Raw genomic sequence first — 19660 nt, 5'->3', positions numbered from 1 at the left:
AACTCGAATTTCGGCTTCAATTTACCGTGGTGGGATTGGCTTCTCGGAACTTACGTCGCGCAACCAGCGAAGGGGCACATCGGTATGGGGATCGGGATCGAGCAGTTTCGCACACGCCGCGACCTCTGGCTTGACCGGATGCTGTTTCAGCCGCTGCGCGGCCCGGCGAGCGGGGGTGCGCTCGATGTGCGAAGCCACATGGAGGATTCCAAACCCGTATCATCCAAGCAAGCCAATTCAATCTCTGAAAGAAAAGGCCAAGAGCCCTAACTTAATGATCGATTTGCGATGCTAATGCGTCATTCAATCGAAGCGCAGCATCCGAGCCTCTGGACACTAATCCGAAGTTTGCCGCAGTCAAAACCAATGCCTGCTTTCCCAAGAGAAGCTGTACTTGAGCAACCTGCTCGTGTCACATCTGTGTAGGTCAAACACAGATGTGCCGTGCCGAAACTCTGGCATCTGAGACTGAAACATGCAGCTCAGGCTACATGAACCGCCCCTTGTTTGGCGGAGACCCAGAAGTAAGGATACTGGGTTATGGAAAAGAAGAACTTTGGGAAGAGATATCCGGACGAACTACGTGCGCGTGCAGTGCGTTGTGAGCGCCGCGCCGTGCACCTAGCACAGTTCTAGCACACCGACCTAGCAACGCTTCTTGCCGTGCTTATGATGCTTCATCGTTGATATTGTGGAGTTAAATGTTTGGTATTGTTGGAACAAATTTGTGGTATTAGCAGATCTTAATTAACTGAAAGGAATTGCAGGTTCAGTGCCTTATGGTGAGCCGTCGACTTTTTAGGGAAAGTGCTCCAGCCAAACATCGGTTCGGATTTTGTCGCGTTCTTCGTAGTCACTGATTGCTTGTGTAAGATCGCCAAATCCCTGAGCGTCCTTGTCCTCACCAATCTCTGTTAGCCGCATCGTGTACCAAGCGGTAATCCCGCCTTCTGGTGCATTGGCAAACCGGGGGAACTCTGGCTCGGGACGTTTGTCTTGCATCCAGAGATTTGGCAACGATGGTTCAAGCACCATTGCTCTGGCAAGGCCAACCACATCCACTACGCCGCTAGACAATGCATCTTCGACTTGGTCTCGAGTTTTGAAACCACCTGTAAGCATGAGTGGTTTGGTAGTTACTTCTCGAGCGCGTTTCGCGAAGGCAACGAAGTATGGCCCGCGCCCTGCACCGTCGGATGCAGACTTTGCCCCAGGAAAATACGTGCCGCCGCTGATGTCGATCAAATCAATTGAGGTCTGATCCAATGCCTCCACCACTTTGAGAGCATCGCTTTCATCAAACCCGCCTTCCAACTGGTCAGACGAATTGAGTTTGATCGCAATTGGGAACCGAGGGCCCACAGCGTCGCGGGTTGCTTCAATGGTTTCCAGCAAGAGTCGCATCCGATTTGCAATTGAACCGCCATAGTCGTCTGTGCGTTTGTTGAACAACGGGGACAAAAACTGGCTGAGCAGAAAGCCATGTGCCGCGTGTATCTGCACACCACCAAACCCTGCCTGCTGTGCCAATCTCGCCGTTCCAGCAAATTCCGCAGGCAATTGACGTATCTCATCAACGGTCAATTCCGCGCAACTTAATCCAGGTAAATCAAGGGCACTTGGCCCTTTTGGGCTGCTAGTCGGAGCATATGAAAGGGCACCGGCGTGGCCAAGCTGCAGCCAAAGATGACTGCCATTCACTTCACCACGCTGGGCTAGCTCTCTGAAGCGGGCAAGATCTGAGTTTTCGTTCAGGACGAGATTTCCGGGCTTCTCAGCAAATCCCGAAGTACCTTGGACTTCGCCCACAATGGACACAGCCAACCCGCCTTCAGCCCAACGTTGATAAAGCCTGTTCTGTTCATTTGTCGGGTGACCCGTTCCATCGCCTAGAGAGTCCGACATCGCCGATTTTACAATGCGGTTTTTCAGAGCGACACCGCAGGGGAGCTCCAGCTTCTCAAAAATTGATCCTGATCCACTCATTCCGAACCCTCCGATCTTTTGAGAGTTGTAACCAACAGACGGTCAGCTAAAGGAAAATCAGAAGGTTCGGAAAGTTCCTGCTCAATCAGCAGTCCATGTGATGCAAACGCTTGGATATGGCCAGACGTCAGCAACCACGGAGGGCCGTTTTCGAACGTTCTTGGTTCTTCGCTGGTCTCGGCAATCACAACCAGCAGTCCGTTTGGAGCGACGAAACCTGCGATACTTTCAATCAGACCATCTTCGTATTTCGGAGGCAGCGCCTGCACAGTGAATATTTCAAGAACCAGATCGAACTTGCGGTCCCATTGAGGTTGGTCTGCCAATAGATCGGCCTGCAGGAAATCGACTGTGGACTGCGGGAACCGCTCCTTACAGAGCTCTATGGCGGTGGCGGAAACGTCAAAGGCCGTAACTCGGAATCCTAGTGCCTCAAGCGCGATGGCATCGTCACCCATGCCGCAACCGACGACCAATGCTGTTTTGCCTTGTCCGTCTACCGGGTTTCTGGCCACCCATTTCGCAAAGGACGGATGGGTCGCCATATTGGCCCATGGAACCCCTGTTCCATCCTTGTCGGCGCTCGAGTAAAGCACTTCAAACCAGTCGGTTGGCTGATCTTCTGGAATTAGTGCTGGGTCCGGATTGCTGTCTTTGGGTTGTGCCATTGGTTGCCTAGTGTGAATTTTGTTGTGATTGTGATGAGAGCATATCGGTTGGGCTGAGCGTGACAATCTTCAGCTTAACTTTGTTGGAATCGCTCCTTGCCGTGCTTATGGTGCTTCAAGTGTTATTTTCAGTTATTAAGTGCATGGGATTGTTGATATAAATTTCGGATTTTCTCGGGTTGTGGGCGACTGTGGCTGGATCGATTTGTTTCAGCATAATCATTTGGCAACATTGGGATCCAATTGGGTTGTGTTGCTTGCAGCAAGACTTTTCCCGGCGGAAGTTTTTGCAGAAAGTTTCGTGACGAAAGTTCTTGGCGGTTCTTCTGGCAATATTGCGACGAAAAACTTGATTAGATCAAGTTTTCCGGGTGATGCGGCGTTCGCTGCAGGCTGCATGAACTGGGAAGACGTGGGACTTAGCCGACCGTCGTTGCGAGCTACCTCGATAACTGCACCAGCATATCGTTCTAGTCACTGAACCGGAATCCCAGCCTGGACGAAATATTCCAAATGCTGATCATCCACGGCTGTGTTTATCTTGGCAAATGAGCGGCTTAACTCTTTGACGGTCAATCTGGGATAGGCTTTCATCAGCATCTGCCCCGCTTGCATCAGCTTCTCTTTGTCGCCAACCTTGCAATATGCAGGTATCAGCTCCCGGTGCTGCCATGTTGCAGACGGGTTGAGCCTTATGCCTTCTTCCAGCATCGCAATCGCTTCATCAATTCGTTTGGTCCACAGTATCAGCAGGCTGGCACGGCCAGCCAACACGTTGAATTTGAAAGGGTCCAACGGGCTGAGTTCAAGTGCGTTTTGAAACGCTGTCTCAGCCGACTTGATATCGCCGGTATAAGCGCCATGCCATCCAAGTCGCAGCCATGCCCAGGCGTTGCTAGGATCAATTTCAAGTGCCCGATCGATATAGGAAAGGGCCTCTCCAGCATCGGCCCCGGCAATGCTGAAAGCCGCACCAATCGCGGTAAGTGTCGGTGCATGATGCCCGGCCCGCAATGCCGCAGCGGAGGCATGTTTCAACGCTTGTGCGCGATCCGTCTCCGGGCGATCAGACCACATGTAGATAGGGTGCTGTGCGAAACACCACGCCTTCAGAGCAAGGGCGTGTGCGTAATTAGGGTCCTTGTCCAAGGCCGCGTCCAAATGGGAAATTGCCTTTAGGTTTTGATCCCTGCTATGGGTCCAAAAGTGAGGGAATGCGCTGAGCAGATGTTCATACGCTGTGAGATCCTCAGTGGGTCGGTTTCGCACGCGACGTATTTCGGCATCCCGCAAACTTGGAGAAATTTGCCCCGCGATTTGCAGAGAAATGCGATCCAGCAGGGCGAAAAGGTCATCCATCTGGTCATCAAATTTACCGGTCCACAACGTTCGCCCATCGCTTCCGTTGAGAAGCTGAACAGATATTCTTACCTTGTCCTGCACACGATGAACCACGCCGCTTACCAGGTATTCGACGCCCAACTGCCGTGCAGCTTCGACCGCATCGATATTTTGGCGCTTTAACGCAAAAGTGGATTGGCGGGCGATAACGTGAAACTCTCGTATCCGGCTTAACGATCCGGTAATCTCTTCGACGACCCCGTCAGGGAAATTGTCGGTTTCGTTTCCCCCAAATTCTTCGAACGCAAGCACTGCCAAGGTCGGGCGGCCGCGCTTTCGCAACTGGGCTTTGGTCGACGGGCCTGCGTGAGTTTTTGTTGCTGATCTGGCGTCGCGCAGCCATTCCTCGAAGACAGGCGTGTTCAGATCGAATCCAGAAAGCAGTTCATGCTCTGCTGAGACGATCAGTTCGGTGTTTGTGAGCCAGACATTCAGCCTGTCGGCTTCAAGCACATCCTCCGGTAGATTACGGCGCAACAGTGAAAGCTCCTGCCGCAGTGATGCTCGCGCCTGCGCTTCTGCCCTATCTCCCCAAAGCAGCGTCATCACGGACATACGGCTGGCAATCATTCTTGGCTGCATTGCTAGGAAGGCCAGCAAACCCTGCCCACGCCTCGAAAGGGAACCAATAGACGTATCGTCAGAGCGACGTGCGTCAAACGGGCCATTTATGTCGATGATCAGTTGTGTCGTCATGAGATGGTCCGCGCCGGCTTTCCTGATCAAGTTTCCTGTCTTAGCAACATACCACGCCCATGCGATGCGATCATCTTTATTAGTGTTTTGAAAACACGGCCGTATAATTGGTTTTTGTCGGTCTATTTATGCTTGTATTGCGAGGACGTTGCGGCGGGATTGCACACAAGTGCGAATGTGTGTGCGAAACAACCACCACTCAAAGAGGGGCTCAAACTATGTCCATGATCGCACGAGAATTCCACGGAACCCCAACCCAAAGGGCCATGATGCAACGCTCAGAACCGCTTTGGCACATCTTGAAGGATGATCCTCAATTCTGCTGCCATGGGCGCGACGTGCAGCTGTCAAATCATACCGCAGACAACACTGAGCTTCAGATGGCATTGGCTCAATTGCAAGGCGCGGCGGGCTGTTGCGGCGTGGCAAAGGCAGATGCGGTGCAACGACTTGAATATCTTGAAAAGGCGGGTTTTGCAGTTGATTCCTATGTTGAGTGGCTTGGCGGTGAAGCCTGTTTCGACGTTGCCAGGCAGGTGGTCGCATCTCGTAGTCTGCCGGACGGAATACAGGTCAGTCAGATCCAGGCCGAAACACCTCATGATATTCTGGCAGAGGTGGACGTGGTTGCGCAAAGCTGTGGTGTCCTGTTGCCAAACGGCGCGTTTGTTCGCGGTCAGGCCCGCGAAGGAGTTTGCCTTTATGCCTGCACCGCAAATGGAGATGTTGTTGCAACGGCTGCATCGATAACCCAATTCCACCCAACACACGAAAGAGGTGGGCAAGCCCTTTGGGGGATGCTTGCAACGCGGAAGGATCAACGAGGTCAGGGGCTCGCCGTATTTCTGGGTGCAATGGCATTGCTTGCGATGGAAAAGCAATACGGCATCCGCCAGGTATTCACCGGTATCCGCGAGGGGAATACGCCTTCTGAAAACCTTTGTGCTAATCTTGGTTTGAAGAAATCGGAGTACCTTGACATATTTGCTGTCGACAAAGCCCAGATACCTGAAGGCCGAACAACCAAGTAGAGCGTGCAAGCTGCCGATCTTTTCTGCACCGGATTGCAAAGTTTGCTGTTCCTCTTCACCCTTCAGTCGCTCTCCCAATGAGATCGCCTTGACCGAGTAGGACCCTAAAGATTGAGAGCCTTTTGGGCGCGCGCAACGAGCATACCACGGTGCTTCCTAGCACAACGCTGCCGCCAACGTTGGTTGCCCTGCTTCATGGTGCTTCAATCGTTACTTTCGGTTGTTAAGCTGTTGGGATTGTTGACGGAAATTGGTGGTTTTTGGGTTTGACTATTTGCCTTCGGCCTGCCGCCCGTAATCCTCAGCATCAAACCAACCCCGTGAAGCTTTTACTTTAAGGTCTTCTCCAACTTCCCACTCTTCCCAGCCACGAATGTTAAGTGGTCTGCCGGAGGTGGCATCATGCCCAGTGAAGGTCCATACGAAAATCACGTGGCTATCTGAGCAACGAACATCATCACAGGTCAGTTTCAAATCCGGAACATCAGCATAAAAGCCTGCGGCCATTTCTTGAACGCGAGAACGACCGCTCCAAGGGTCACCGTTGTTGATTATGATCTCGCCATCTTCAGCATAGAAAGAGGCAACTGCCTCAGCGGATTTGGAGTTCCAGGCCGCCGTATAGTCAGCCGCCATTTTGGTCACTGCTTGTGCATCAATCATTGCATCGCCTTTCGAAAAATATCTCAAAAACATGGCATATCGCCATCATTGGTACAGTTCTCATTGCCGTGTTCTCTGGTATACTAAACCAGAACGCTTACAGGGACACAGTTTTTACACGCCGCGCACCTCAGCACAGTCGTGTCCCAACGCTCCTTGCCGTGCTTATGGTGCTTCAGTTGTGATATTGTGGTTTTAAGTGTATGGGATTGTTGGTGGAAATCTGTGGTTTTCGCGGTTCATGACCATTTGAAAGAGCCGCATGGTTTTTGCACCTCAAAACTTGCCGTTGTTGTTCTTCCATTCGCTACGGGGTGCAATAGCCTCCGTCGTGTCCCAATGCTCAACGATCTTCCCGTTTGCGATACGAAACAAATCGTAGAATGCGGAATGAACTCCGCCTCGTTCGCCCTCACTTACGCAAAGCACGAAATTTCCTTGTGCCAGAACGCGATGAACCCGATGGTAATCAATGTGCCTGTTGCCGCCTGTCATCTCGCTAAGTGCTGATTGCAGTGATGAAGATCCATCTTCAAGATGCGGGTTATGTTCGGTGTAGTCGTCGGCATCCACGAAATCCGCTAGGTGTTCAATTTGCCCAGCAACCAACACGGTTTCAGCGAATGATCGAACGAGGGATCGGTTAGTTTCAGTCTCTTCATGGTCAGTCACTGTGGTTGGTCCGTCCACCATGCTATGGCCAGATTTATTGGGCCCATGTCTTTGCTGAATGTTGTCCCAGTGCTCTACGGCTCGGCCATCTTCGAAACGGAATACCTCAAAACAAATCTTTCGGCTCGGGAAGTCATACTCCATATGGGCGAATACGAAATCTCCGTCCTCGAAACCTCTGACCATGTTGACTTTGGGGTTCGTCTTGGAAAGCCGTGCAAAAAGCTGAGCCAGCCCCTCACTACCTTCATGCGTTTGGGGATTGTGCTGGATGTATTTGGCTTCATTTACCACAGCCACTGGTCCGGGATCGCCGGTTTCAATGCTCTTCAGCAATGCTTTGATCTGATCAGTTTTCGAAACCGTCATCTATATTACTCCCTGCTGTCGGATTGTTCCAACAGTGTTGGCAGATGGGCACATCCGCCTCGCTTCCAACTGGTCTAGTGAGAAAGATGCCGAATGTGAAATCGGTGTCCGGATATCATCTTTTGATTAAAACATATGCGCCAGCCAAGTATGCGTTCTTTAAATAAACGAGCAATTTCTCCGGATACGCTTCGACTTCTTTCTTCGCGAAATTTGAAAGTGCAACGGGGCTAACGAATTTGGTGTCGCAGTCTTCTACCAGTTGGATGAGCGTTTCGATTTTGAACGATACGGCTCCTCCAGCCATCTTTCCTTTCTTTGCGCGCGTTTTGATAACGAAAGTATCGATTTGGTTTTCGCGGGCAAACGCTTGAAGGGCGGCTTGGAATGATCTCAAGTCTGCCTCAGACGTGTCATCTGCAAGTTCTATGCGTGTGGTCTTCAACCGAAGCATTTCGACTTGGCCTTCGTCATTCAACTGGACCACGGCAAGACGTACCTGCTGAGCCGAAATTTCACATCCACAAGCTCTCATTCTTTGCTCCTTTAGGTGAAAGGACTGTTACGATTTTCAACCGATTTCTCGACGGGCATTGCGCCTCTGCTCATTTGTTGCACTTAGGTATACCCGCGGCTAGCGTTGGGGAACTCCATTTCCAACGACAGGAAACTTATCATGTCTGCAGTCCACGTGCTCGCGATCATTACCACAAAACCAGGCCAGCGCGATGCTGTGCTAGAATTGTTTAATGCCAATGTCCCTGCTGTGCTGGCTGAAGACGGTTGTATCGCATACGAAGCCACAATCGACACTGAAAACGCAGGTCCGATGCAGACCGAATTTGGCTCCGATACTTTTGTGGTTGTCGAAAAATGGGCGAGTATGGCTGCTTTAGGTGCCCATGCGAATTCGGACCATATGAAAGCTTACGGAGCCAGCACCAAAGACATGCTGGCAGACAGAGCAATCCATATTATGTCGCCTGTTTGAAGGGCGCTGATGATCACATCATCAGCGCCTTGTTCACTTTCGCTACTTTGCCCTCATACTGTGAGACATCTACTCCGCGATCTGTGAGTGCTGCACTGAGTTCGTCCTCGCTCAACGCGGCAATGGCTTGCTCCGTCATCTTCATGAAGTTGATCTTCCGTTTGTACGCAGAGTTCGTTTCGCCAAAGAAGCTGCGGTTCTCAAACTGGAAGTCTTCCGCATATTTGCCCATGAAGAACGACAAGAACGTATTGATACTGGTTCGCACACGCGGGTCATCCGCCATCAGATGCGAAGATGCATCCAAAGTCTCCAACATCAACCTGGACCACAGACCCGCACCTTTGTCGTTCATCAATGCCATCGCATTGTGAGTGTGATGAAAGTTCAGACGAAATTCTGCACCGTGATAATACGGCCCACCTCCCATCACATCTATCCACATGCTGGCTTGCGTATTGATGTGATGATTGATGCCGCCGACACGTTCGAAGACGGATTTGAACCAATCATCCTGCTCAAACACACGCTGATAGAAACGCTGCACAATCTCCACGATGGGATCCTGGCCAAGCACAGAATACAGTTGCCAAAACTGGATCGGCTTTGAAGTATCGCTGGGCGCGGTCAACGACAGGATGTCAGCCATCCGATGCGCATCCTTTGGCAGAATTCCCTTGGTCATAGCTGAAGTGATGTAATCCCGCTGGATATTCTCTGTCATGTAGCCGGTTCGTGTTGGAAACTTGGGAAGGTCAACATGTTCCATAATGTGGTCTCGCCGGGTGTCTTGCCCTCTTTGATGGTGGATCGGATTGAACTGAAAACCATCTTCAGTTCCGGGTTGAGTACCTATGTTCGCGCCAACGAGCTTTCAACCCGTGCAGGGTCGACGGCAAATTGCTCGTCAAGATCAATGATTTTCCTCGCGGAAGTTTTTGCAAAAAATTTCGTCACGAAAGTTTCTGCGAGTTCTTACGCCGGGTGAGCTGTGATCGAAAAGTTGACTAGATCAAGTTTTTCAGGATATGCGGACCTTCGCTGTTCGATGTCTGAACTGGAAAGTTGCGGGACAAAGTGACGTTTGCTTTGGTGTCTACTTAGTTAACTGTCCACCAGAAAATGCGGGTGGATAAATTGCGATCAGATCAACATTGGAACTGGCAGCAAGGGCAAGTTTGGAGCAAAGAGCCTCTGATGGCTTGTTGCCCTCACGAATACCTGTGAAGCACTCTGTATAGCCGAATTTCGCATTTATTTTCCGCAAGGCCATCGCCCCCAACAACATAGCTATACCCTCTCCGCGTCGACTTTCATCTGTTGCGAGCATTCCCCACCAGACCTTTTTGGATTTGTCGTGATCTGAATGGTATTGAGCCACTGCTGCCGATGCACCGACAACGCGTCCTTCGTTATCTTTTGCAAATAAGAAAACGCTTGGTTTTTGGAGTCCGCGCAAGAACAATCCCATTGGAAGAAGAACATCACATATTTGCGTTAGTGCATCGACTTTTTTCAAATCTTCCAACGGTGTAGAAGTATCAATTTCCATCATGGTCAGATCATCAGGTAGCGCACGTTCTTGCAAAACGACCCCTGCAGCGTCAAACGCATCTGGCCCGCCGGTCCAAGAAACATATTCGTCTGTTACAAGCCCTTCAGCTTCCAACTCAGTTTTCCTGATTTTAGCAGAAGCTCTGTCGATACCTTCTATCGGGCATACTCCTTGGAGCCTTGCTAGTGCCAATTGAGTCGAGAGATTGTTCTTTTGGTACTCGGCCAAAGCAACCGCGCGCCCATGACAGGAGAATTGAGGATCTTCTTTAAGTAGAATCCATACCTTATCGGCACGCCACTGGAGCCCTTGCTGAGCCTCAGAGCCAAAGTATTCGGTACTTGGATTTTCCATCAACTGAGCATTGCGAACGGCCCAGAGTTAGTCAAGGCGCGTGTCACTTTGGGCGCACAGCCGACATCTGACAGTTTCAGTCGGAATCTTGGGTGCTAACAGTCGCCAAATGTCGGGTATGCGGACGAAGCGGACGCACGCTACTGCTTGATTGAGTATCGATCAGCTTCTTCGAAGACGTCTATGACGCGCGTTCCGGACTTGATCAAAGCCCCATGTTCAACGCCTGCCGGAATTGAGTAACTGTCACCGGCTCTGTAAATTTTCGTCTCCCCACCGATGGACAACTCGATTTGCCCTTCGACGACAGTGCCCCACTGCGCACCATGAGAATGTGGGGGAAGTTGCATATCCTTGAGGAAGGTGAAGAAGGCCACCAGACCATTGTCTGACCGCACCACCGCTGTCTGCACGACATCATCGGGGAACGGAACGTCAATACTCGGAAATGCTGTTATAAAATCTGGATAGGGCATTCTGCTTTCCTTTCGCGTGCGATGATCAATCATGATGAGGTGTAGATAGACGGTGTCAGACCGGCGTGGTTTTTACAAGTTGCGCAAACTTTGGGCTCATAGCCGACATCTGACAGTTTCGGTCGGCCTTGCCAACTGCTAGAGTAGGGCACGACAAAAAGGAGCCAATGTCGGCTGAGCGGACAATTTGTCTTGGTATACCAAGAGCGGGTGTTCAGGTTACGACAACACTACTTACATCAAAATGTGCCAAAAGCGGATATTCTGGCAGGTACTTCCAAATGCTAATCATTGTATAGGTGCATTTGGGACCAGTCTCGACTAGATCAACAGCGAAGCAGAATTAGATGTGGTTGGTTAGGCTGTTTTTCAGGCATAAGCTAATTACGGTAATAAAGGTGGTTCTGAGATGGTATCTCGCGAAGAAAAACTAACGGATATCACCGACTGGCTCGCTATCAGCGCACTGACCGAACAACCGATTAGGGAGACAATCCGATCATTTTCAAAACGGCTATCAAATTGCGGCATTCCCGTTGACCGGATCAACTGCTCCACATTTCAGCGGCATCAAATTATGGGTGCGATGGATACAACCTGGGAAATAGACGTAGGGGTCTCAGATACGGAATTTGTTCCCAAATCTGTGATTATTAATTCCGATACAAATAACACTCCCGCGGGAAGTTTAGCCAGAAGTGCTTCCGACTTCGAGCGCTATGATCTTCGAAATTCGGAAACGCGGGGTAAGTTTCCGGTTTTCGAGAAACTCAACGCTCGCGGATTTTGCGACTATTTTATTATTAAGCAATCTTATGGCCGACACTGGGAATCCCGGAAAACCGCAACAAATTCAGAGGGAGTCTACGGCTCATTTGCCACAAAAAATAGCAGTGGCTTTTCTGATGATCAAATAGATGAAATCAAGTCCCTTTGGCCTGCACTCTCTCTTTTTTTGAAAACGGCCACCGAACAGATGCTTTCTGCGCAGCTTTTGGAGGCTTATGTCGGCAGAATTCCAGCGCGAAACATCCTGTCTGGCATGATCGAGCGTGGAGACGGGAACAGGATAAGCTGTGTTCTCTGGTACAGCGACCTGCGGGATTCGACCCGGCTATCCACCAGTCTACCGACAGACGAGTATTTGGAATTGTTGAACAACTATTTTGATTGTACTGCCGGTTCGGTCATCGAGAATGGGGGGGAGGTCCTGAAATTCATTGGTGATGGTGTGATGGCTATTTTCCCCCTGGATGAGCGCGATGAGAAGATGGCATTCTCATCGGCACTGTCTGCGGCGCGGCAATCTCTTGTGAAGGCGGACTGCTTGCGCTCGAAAACAAGTGCTAGTTCGGCGGGAGACTTTGTTTTTGGAATCGGCTTGCATGCGGGGGATGTGACTCTCGGGAATGTGGGAACTGCCGGTCGTCTTGATATGACGGTTATCGGCGCTTCAGCAAATCAAGTCACCCGCATTGAGGCGCTCACGAAGTCCTTGGCAATTTCGGTGCTTGCGTCGCCGCGATTTTTCCAATCCAGTCCGGAGGGGCTTACTTCAATCGGGAAATTTCCGGTGCCAGACCTTGGCGGGATGACCGAAATTTATTCGCTTGTCGAAAAATAGTCATTGACGTCCACCTTGGGTCATCGTTGCCGGTGAGTTGGTCTCGATCCCGTTCCATCAGCGACAGGGGCAGTTATGTCAAAGTGGGCTCTGTACCGCCGTTCGCCGCGCGTTGCATGAACGGCTGGTCTGGGATGAACTGACATACGCGGCGGGGTTCTGCATAAATCTTCGCCAGCATCTTTGCCGCAAATGTCGCAAATGCCGCAGCCTAGAGCGTCTGCATGCAGAGCTTTTGCAGACCAGGTAGATGAGTTTGAAGAGCGGGCAGCCATAATTGAATACGAGGGAGGATTGCCACGGCCTCTAGCAGAGTTCTTAGCGAGACGGGCAGGGGGACATGAGAGCTCGTTTGACGGCGGCGCAAGAGAGCGAATGGCTTGAAGACCGGTTTTGCCGTTTAACGGTGCAGATTTGGGCCTATAGAGACAGGTCCATATTCGCTCGCCTTGGATGCGAAATTGCGGGGAACCTATAAACGCCGTCTTGACGCCCGCAACCCCATGAAATATGCATCATTTTGTTGAGCGGGTGTTGTGTAATGGTTAAGACCCCAGTTTTCCAAACTGGAGATGGGGGTTCGATTCCCCCCACCCGCTCCAACAATTCTTTTCCGACAGATAGCCTACAAATAGCCACAGCATGTTTTGTTATGCTACTGTAGATAAAACATTTATTGGAATTGACGCACCAGCTTTCCAAACTGAAGATGAGGGTTCGATTCCCTCCGCCCGCTCCAATTTTCCCATCCGACGATTTTGACCTGCCGCGACAGTAGGGCGCTTGACCCTGCCGTTGGCTCGGGCCATGACCGATGCACCACCACAAAGGATGTTTCATGGCCCGGCGCACGACCCCAAACACCCCTCCACCGGTTCCGGCAGGCACTGCCAACGCTGAACGGGAGAAATCCCGCAAGTTGGGGGCGCTGAGGGCGCTGGCACCGTTTATGTGGCCTTATCGCGCCTTGATGATCGCCGCGGTTCTTGCGCTGATTTCGACGGCGGTGATTTCGCTGACCTTGCCACTGGCGGTGCGCCGTGTGGTGGATAATTTTGGCACCAGTGAGCCTGAGCTGCTGGATCAGTACTTTCTCGCGGCCTTGGTGATTGCGGGCCTTCTCGCGGTTGGGACGGGGCTGCGCTATGCGCTTGTCACCCGTCTGGGCGAACGGGTTGTGGCAGATATTCGCAAGGCGGTTTTTGATCGCGTGATCGGGATGAGCCCGGCGTTCTATGAAAATATCATGACCGGTGAAGTCCTCAGTCGGATCACCACGGACACCACGCTGATCTTGTCTGTGATTGGATCTTCGGTCTCAATTGCGTTACGTAACGTGTTGATATTCCTTGGTGGCTTGGTGTTGATGCTGCTCACTTCGGCCAAGTTGACTGGGCTTGTGCTGTTGATTGTTCCGGCGGTTGTGATCCCGATTTTGACCCTTGGCCGCAGGCTGCGTGTCATCAGCCGCGAAAACCAGGATTGGATCGCGGCATCCTCGGGCAATGCATCCGAAAGCCTGACAGCGGTGCAAACGGTGCAGGCCTTCACCCATGAAATGGCCAGCCGGGGCCAGTTTGCCCAGATGACCGAGGCCTCTTTTGACGCGGCGCGGCGGCGGATCAAGACCCGCGCGGCGATGACTGTGATCGTGATTTTCCTCGTCTTCTCGGGCGTGGTGGGCGTGCTTTGGATCGGGGCGCGAGATGTGCGGGCGGATCAGATGTCGGCTGGGGCCTTGGTGCAATTTGTCATCTACGCCGTGATGGTCGCAGGGGCGGTTGCCGCGCTGTCAGAGATCTGGGGCGAATTGCAGCGGGCCGCCGGTGCCACAGAACGTCTGGTCGAGCTGTTGCAGACCGAAGATGCAGTGCAGGATCCGGCCAATGCCACGCCTTTGGCGCAGCCGGTTAAAGGGTTGATCGCCTTTGAGGATGTGCATTTTGCTTATCCGGCCCGTCCCGATGTTGTTGCGCTGGACGGGGTGACACTGAACATCGCGCCGGGTGAAACGGTGGCCTTTGTCGGCCCGTCTGGCGCGGGCAAAACCACGATCATCCAGCTTATCCAACGGTTCTATGACCCTGCGTCCGGGCGCATCACCCTGGATGGGGTTGATCTGCGCAGGCTGGCACGGAACGATTTCCGCCGCTCAATTGCGCTGGTGCCGCAAGATCCGGTTATCTTTGCGGCCAGCGCTGCCGAAAACATCCGCTTTGGCCGCCCTGATGCCTCGGACGCTGATGTCCAGCAGGCGGCTCGCGCCGCCGCCGCGCACGAGTTTATCACGGCACTGCCAGAGGGCTACGACAGCTATCTTGGCGAGCGGGGCGTGATGCTGTCTGGCGGACAAAAACAACGGATCGCGATTGCTCGAGCCATCTTGCGGGATGCGCCGGTGCTGCTGCTGGACGAGGCGACCTCGGCACTGGATGCCGAAAGCGAACGGGCGGTGCAATTGGCGGTGGACAAGCTGAGCGCGGATCGCACCACGTTGATTGTGGCGCATCGTCTGGCGACCGTGAAAAAGGCGGACCGGATTGTGGTTTTGGAGGCGGGCCAGATCGTGGCAACCGGCACCCATGATGAACTGGTCGCCAAAGGCGGGCTTTATGCGCGTCTGGCACGGTTGCAGTTTACAGACGGGATGGCGGCAGAGTAGCCTGAGCGGGATCTGTTCCGGTTCGGCGCTGTTGCCGAACCTTTATCATCAATGGGAGTATTGAGATGGGTTTGTGGAGTTTTGTGAAGGACGCTGGCAAAAAAGTTTTTGGCGGCGGTGATGATGAAGAGGTGACCGGTGCGGCTCTGAAGGACGAGCTGAAAGAGCTGGGTCTGGATTCCGATGATCTGGACATCACGGTCGATGGCGACACCGTCAAGGTCAGCGGCAAGGCGGCCAGCCAGGAAATGAAAGAAAAGGTCATTCTTGCGGTTGGCAACGTCGAAGGCGTGGCAGCGGTAGAAGATGACGTGTCGGGCGGCGACGCCGATCCGGTGTTCCACACGGTTGAAAAGGGTGACACGCTTTGGGCGGTGTCGGAAAAGGCATTGGGCAAGGGATCGCGCTACATGGAGATCTTTGAGGCCAACAAGCCAATGCTCAGCGATCCAGACAAGATTTACCCTGGTCAGGTGCTGCGCATCCCCGCAGCCTGATCGCTTTATTCTGGTGAAAAGGCGGGGGGCCAGCCCCCCGCACCCCCCGGAGTATTGAAGGCCAAAAAGGTGAAAGGCGCCGGAGCAGGATTGCGCGGCGCCTTTTGTCGTGACGTCATAGAAGGTGACGCGGCGTCCATGGTCCTTGCAAGCTTGCGAAATTACGCATTTCGCCGCATCCTGCCTTTTAGGGAAAACAAAGCCGAAAAAGGCACTTTAGGGGAGGAATGGCGATGACATTTGCCGGGATGGTTGATCGCGATGCGATTGAGGCGGAAATGCCGTGGGCGGATCGGGGTGTGCCCAAGACGCTTTATGGGTTGTTGAGTGATACAACCGCGAAGTTTCCGAACCACAACGCGATTTCGTATCAGATTTTTTCGGGTCCGAAGGACAAGGCGGAAACGCTGAACTGGACCCAGTTGCATGGCCGTGTGACGCAGGCGGCGAACCTGTTCCGGTCATTGGGGATAGGGCCCAAAGACGTGGTGGCCTATGTGCTGCCCAATTGTAATGAGACCGCGATTACCCTGTTGGGTGGCGGTGTGGCGGGGATCGCCAATCCGATCAACCCGCTTTTGGATGCTGAACAGATTGGCTCCATCCTGCGTGAAACCGGCGCATCGGTTGTTGTGACTCTGCGCCCGTTCCCCAAGACAGATGTGGCCGAGAAAACCGCCGAAGCGGTGAAGCTGGCGCCGGGTGTGCATACGGTTCTCGAAGTGGATCTGGTGCGTTATCTGACGCCGCCGAAGTCCTGGATTGTCCCACTGGTGCGGCCCAAGGGCCGGGTCGAGAACCAGGCCAAATATAAGAACTTCAATGCCGAAGTGGCCAAACAGCCCACAACGCTGACCTTTGAGGATGTCCAAGAAGACCGCGTCGCGTTCTATTTCCACACGGGCGGCACCACGGGCATGCCCAAGGTCGCACAGCATTTGTATTCCGGCACGATCTACAATGGCTGGGTCGGCTCGACCTTGCTGCTGGATGAGAACGACGTGATGCTTTGCCCGCTGCCACTGTTCCATGTGATGGCCTGTCAGGTGATGTTGTTGGGGGCATTGTCCTCTGGCGCGCATATCGTTTTCCCAACCCCGCAGGGTTATCGGGGCGAAGGGGTATTCGACAACATCTGGAAATTGGTTGAGCGTTGGAAAGTGACCTTTGTTGTGTCGGTGCCGACGGCACTGGCGGCCACCATGCAGGTGCCGGTGAATGCTGACATCTCGACCGTGAAAACCGCGTTTTCAGGCTCTGCGCCGCTGCCGCTGGAACTGTTCCGCCGATTTGAGGAAACCACGGGCATGACCATTGTCGAAGGCTACGGCATGACCGAGGCGACCTGCCTTGTGTCGGGCAACCCTGTGGATGGGGTAAAAAAGGTCGGCTCGATCGGCATTCCGTTCCCTTATACAGATGTGAAAATCATCAAAGGCACTGCCAAGGGTGATGTGGAGGCGGCGATTGACGAGATCGGCGAGATTTGCGTGTCCAACCCCGGTGTCTATGTGGGCAACACCTATACCGAGGCGGAAAAGAACGCGGACCTTTACTACAAAGACAAATACCTGCGCACAGGCGATCTGGGCCGTGTGGACAGTGATGGGTATCTGTGGATCACTGGCCGGTCTAAGGATTTGATCATCCGCGGCGGTCACAACATTGATCCCGCTGAGATCGAAGAGGCGTTGCTGAGCCATGAGGCCGTGGCCTTTGCCGGTGCGATTGGCCAGCCGGACGCGCATTCGGGCGAGCTGCCTTGTGCCTTTGTGGAACTGGTGGATGGTGCATCCGTCACTCCGGAAGAGCTGTTGGCGCATTGCGAGAAAGAAGTGCATGAACGCGCCGCGCGGCCCAAGCATATGACCATCCTGGATGAGTTGCCCAAGACGGCGGTTGGCAAGATCTTCAAACCGGATCTGCGCAAAAACGCGATCACCCGGATCTTTAACCAAGAGCTGGAGAAAGCAGGCGTCGCGGCACGTGTGACTTCGGTGGTTGATGACAAAAAGCGCGGTTTGGTCGCCAAGGTTGCGGGCAATGGCGCATCCCAAGGGGATGTGGCCAATGTGCTGAATGATTTCACCGGTGCGTGGGATCTGGTGTGAATTCGCCTGACTATCAAAAGCTGATCGACGCAGAGACCTGGGCCTATATGGCCCGGCTCGACGCGGCCTATCCGCCCAATGCGGTTGAAATGACGGTGGAGGATCAGCGGCGTCTTTATGACGATATGTGCGCGATCTTTTATCAGGGGCGTCCCGAGGGCGTCACGGTCACGGATGAACCTTACGGCAGCGTGCCCTGCCGCCGGTATGAAGTGCCCAATAGCGCGGTGACGGTTGTTTACTACCACGGTGGCGGCTTTGTGGTGGGCAGTCTGGACAGCCACGACGATGTCTGCGCCGAAATCTGCAAACGCACGGGCTATCGGGTGGTTTCGGTGGATTACGGGCTTGCGCCGGATGTGACTTTTCCGGGCTGTTTCAACGATGCCTGGGCGGCCTTCTCGGCCATTTCAGATGCGTTTGATGGTGATCTGATCCTATGCGGTGATAGTGCGGGCGGCAATCTGGCGGCGGCGATGGCCCACCATGCGCGGGGCCGCATTGACGGGCGCGTCAAAGGGCAGGTGTTGATCTATCCCGGTCTGGGCGGGGATTGGGCGCATGGGTCTTATGTGGAACATGCCAATGCGCCGCAGCTGACTGTTGCGGATATGGAGTTTTACCTCACTGTGCGCACTGGCGGGTTGGAGCCGCCCAAAGATGATCCGCGATATGCCCCCCTGCATGATAGCGATTTCAGCGGTTTGCCGCCAACCGTTTTGATCACCGCTCAATGTGATCCACTGTCCAGCGATGGCGGCGCGTACCGAGATGCGGTGCAAGGTGCGGGCGGCAAGGCGGTGTGGTTCAACGTGGATGGCATGGTGCATGCCTGCTTGCGGGCGCGGTCCTGTTCGGTCCGGGCGGCGGCATTCTTTGACCGGGTGGTCGAGGGCGTCGCGGCACTGGGGCAAGGGCAGTGGCCCTATGAAACGGCGCAGGCGGGGGAGTAACCCCGCCCGTCCTAATCCATTAAGTTAGAAAGCTTTTGGCTTTCATAGTGTCTGCAATGGGGGCGCCAAGCCGGTGCAGGATCGTTGGTGCCAATTGCAATTGGTCAATCACGGTATCCTCCGCCGGCCCTTCGGCGGGGCCAAAGTAGTACAGCGCCGCCTCTTGTTGCAGCGGGTCGCGCCCGCCGTGGTGGCCGCGTGCATCTTGGCCATGATCGGCGGTCACAATCACCTCATACCCTGCCGCCCGCCATTTGGGGATGAACGGCGCCAGCATTTCGTCCATCACGAAACAGGCGTGGTCCATCTCTTGGCTTTCGTGAAAGAACCGGTGGCCCATACTGTCAAGCGTGCAGGTGTGCAGCATGCCGTAGTTGAGACCAAAGCGCAGGCACAGGTTGGTCAACGATCCAAACAGATCCACATCAGAGGGCGTCATCTGATTGGCCTGACCATAGCCTGTCATCGTGTGAAACCGGCCATGGTTGATCGTGGCGCTGTCCGGTTCGTCATATTCCACATCGCGGACATAATCGAAGGGATGGCGGTTGAAGAACTCTGACCAGAAGCTGTGCGCAACCGCGCCCGTAACCCCGCCCGCCTCGCGGACCTGGCTGAACACGTCCTTTTCCTTCAGGCGGAATACATTGCCGTTGCCGGTGCAGCCATGCACCGCAGGCGCGACGCCAGTGTGGATCGAAGCATAGCAAGAGGCAGAGATCGAGGGCAGGACCGACCGGATTTTCCAGACCCGTGCATCGCCGCTGTCCACCCAGCCTTCGAGATTGCCAAACAGCCTGCGCCAGTTGCGGTAGGGTACGCCGTCCAGAATGATCAGCAGAAGTTTGTTGTCCATGTGGCACCTCATTGCTTGTGGTTTGAAGAACCATCACAGATGTTTTTCTGAATAGAAAGGGGGCAGTGCGGGCAAAATTTATGCCTTTGCCCCAC

Annotated in this window: 18 protein-coding genes and 1 tRNA gene; 9 read left to right on the top strand and 10 right to left on the bottom strand. The window is 53.5% G+C overall.

Going from position 1 to position 19660, the window contains the following annotated elements; all coding sequences use genetic code 11:
• Nucleotides 1–270, top strand: a 270-nt coding sequence (locus C8N31_RS14390; RefSeq protein WP_420877387.1) for a sterol desaturase family protein, incomplete at its 5' end; no start/stop codon positions are given.
• Nucleotides 271–798: 528 nt separating this feature from the next.
• Here C8N31_RS14390 and C8N31_RS14385 read toward each other — a convergent pair.
• The 3 genes from C8N31_RS14385 to C8N31_RS14375 form a co-directional block, all read right to left on the bottom strand.
• A complete protein-coding gene (locus C8N31_RS14385) occupies nt 799–1986 on the bottom strand; it encodes an NADH:flavin oxidoreductase/NADH oxidase family protein (RefSeq protein ID WP_025047808.1) in 1188 nt (395 codons plus the stop codon).
• Nucleotides 1983–2654, bottom strand: a complete 672-nt coding sequence (locus C8N31_RS14380) for a class I SAM-dependent methyltransferase (protein ID WP_025047807.1) — start codon at nt 2652–2654, stop codon at nt 1983–1985. Before C8N31_RS14380 ends, C8N31_RS14385 begins: the two co-directional genes overlap by 4 nt.
• Nucleotides 2655–3128: 474 nt before the next feature.
• Nucleotides 3129–4751 carry a hypothetical protein gene (locus C8N31_RS14375; RefSeq protein ID WP_146173141.1) on the bottom strand — a complete coding sequence of 541 codons (1623 nt, stop codon included), beginning with the start codon at nt 4749–4751 and terminating at the stop codon, nt 3129–3131.
• 218 nt (nt 4752–4969) lie between these two features.
• Between C8N31_RS14375 and C8N31_RS14370 the strand changes: the two genes are divergently transcribed.
• Entirely contained in the window at nt 4970–5782 is an 813-nt protein-coding gene (locus C8N31_RS14370) for a GNAT family N-acetyltransferase (RefSeq protein ID WP_146173140.1), read from the top strand.
• A gap of 270 nt (nt 5783–6052) precedes the next feature.
• Here the strand turns inward: C8N31_RS14370 and C8N31_RS14365 are convergent, their stop codons facing one another.
• From C8N31_RS14365 to C8N31_RS14355, 3 genes are all read right to left on the bottom strand, one after another.
• Entirely contained in the window at nt 6053–6478 is a 426-nt protein-coding gene (locus C8N31_RS14365; protein ID WP_231476763.1) for a nuclear transport factor 2 family protein, read from the bottom strand.
• Nucleotides 6479–6721: 243 nt separating this feature from the next.
• Nucleotides 6722–7486: a nuclear transport factor 2 family protein gene (locus C8N31_RS14360; protein WP_025047803.1), complete on the bottom strand. Its 765-nt coding sequence runs from the start codon at nt 7484–7486 to the stop codon at nt 6722–6724.
• A gap of 115 nt (nt 7487–7601) precedes the next feature.
• Nucleotides 7602–8021, bottom strand: coding sequence for a DUF3010 family protein (locus tag C8N31_RS14355; protein ID WP_025047802.1), 420 nt, complete (start codon nt 8019–8021; stop codon nt 7602–7604).
• 141 nt (nt 8022–8162) lie between these two features.
• On the opposite strand from C8N31_RS14355, the gene C8N31_RS14350 reads away from it, so the two are divergent.
• Complete coding sequence (locus C8N31_RS14350) at nt 8163–8477, top strand: putative quinol monooxygenase (protein ID WP_025047801.1); 315 nt, start codon at nt 8163–8165, stop codon at nt 8475–8477.
• A gap of 13 nt (nt 8478–8490) precedes the next feature.
• Here C8N31_RS14350 and C8N31_RS14345 read toward each other — a convergent pair whose 3' ends face one another.
• The 3 genes from C8N31_RS14345 to C8N31_RS14335 all read right to left on the bottom strand — a co-directional run bounded on the left by C8N31_RS14345 (nt 8491) and on the right by C8N31_RS14335 (nt 10862).
• A complete protein-coding gene (locus C8N31_RS14345; RefSeq protein WP_231476761.1) occupies nt 8491–9201 on the bottom strand; it encodes a globin domain-containing protein in 711 nt (236 codons plus the stop codon).
• A 372-nt stretch (nt 9202–9573) separates the two neighbouring features.
• Nucleotides 9574–10386: a GNAT family N-acetyltransferase gene (locus C8N31_RS14340; RefSeq protein WP_025047799.1), complete on the bottom strand. Its 813-nt coding sequence runs from the start codon at nt 10384–10386 to the stop codon at nt 9574–9576.
• A gap of 140 nt (nt 10387–10526) precedes the next feature.
• The gene (locus tag C8N31_RS14335) at nt 10527–10862 is read right to left on the bottom strand and encodes a cupin domain-containing protein (protein WP_025047798.1); all 336 of its coding nucleotides are present in this window, start codon (nt 10860–10862) and stop codon (nt 10527–10529) included.
• Between the two features lie 409 nt (nt 10863–11271).
• Between C8N31_RS14335 and C8N31_RS14330 the strand changes: the two genes are divergently transcribed.
• From C8N31_RS14330 to C8N31_RS14305, 6 genes are all read left to right on the top strand, one after another.
• A complete protein-coding gene (locus C8N31_RS14330; protein ID WP_081785666.1) occupies nt 11272–12486 on the top strand; it encodes an adenylate/guanylate cyclase domain-containing protein in 1215 nt (404 codons plus the stop codon).
• Between the two features lie 527 nt (nt 12487–13013).
• Nucleotides 13014–13088: transfer RNA gene (locus C8N31_RS14325), tRNA-Gly, on the top strand.
• A 236-nt stretch (nt 13089–13324) separates the two neighbouring features.
• Nucleotides 13325–15148 carry an ABC transporter transmembrane domain-containing protein gene (locus tag C8N31_RS14320; protein WP_025047796.1) on the top strand — a complete coding sequence of 608 codons (1824 nt, stop codon included), beginning with the start codon at nt 13325–13327 and terminating at the stop codon, nt 15146–15148.
• A gap of 65 nt (nt 15149–15213) precedes the next feature.
• Nucleotides 15214–15645 carry a peptidoglycan-binding protein LysM gene (lysM, locus tag C8N31_RS14315; RefSeq protein WP_025047795.1) on the top strand — a complete coding sequence of 144 codons (432 nt, stop codon included), beginning with the start codon at nt 15214–15216 and terminating at the stop codon, nt 15643–15645.
• Nucleotides 15646–15878: 233 nt separating this feature from the next.
• Nucleotides 15879–17756: an acyl-CoA synthetase gene (locus C8N31_RS14310; protein ID WP_025047794.1), complete on the top strand. Its 1878-nt coding sequence runs from the start codon at nt 15879–15881 to the stop codon at nt 17754–17756.
• The gene (locus C8N31_RS14305) at nt 17753–18709 is read left to right on the top strand and encodes an alpha/beta hydrolase (protein WP_025047793.1); all 957 of its coding nucleotides are present in this window, start codon (nt 17753–17755) and stop codon (nt 18707–18709) included. The genes C8N31_RS14310 and C8N31_RS14305 overlap by 4 nt, the downstream gene beginning before the upstream one ends.
• 19 nt (nt 18710–18728) lie before the next feature.
• Here the strand turns inward: C8N31_RS14305 and C8N31_RS14300 are convergent, their stop codons facing one another.
• Complete coding sequence (locus C8N31_RS14300) at nt 18729–19565, bottom strand: alkaline phosphatase family protein (protein ID WP_025047792.1); 837 nt, start codon at nt 19563–19565, stop codon at nt 18729–18731.
• Nucleotides 19566–19660: the final 95 nt, after the last annotated feature.

Origin of the sequence: Sulfitobacter mediterraneus (assembly GCF_003054325.1) — a bacterium.
Lineage (GTDB): Bacteria > Pseudomonadota > Alphaproteobacteria > Rhodobacterales > Rhodobacteraceae > Sulfitobacter > Sulfitobacter mediterraneus.
Note: the sequence above shows the minus strand (reverse complement) of the source record. Positions and strands in the feature narration are given on the sequence as shown.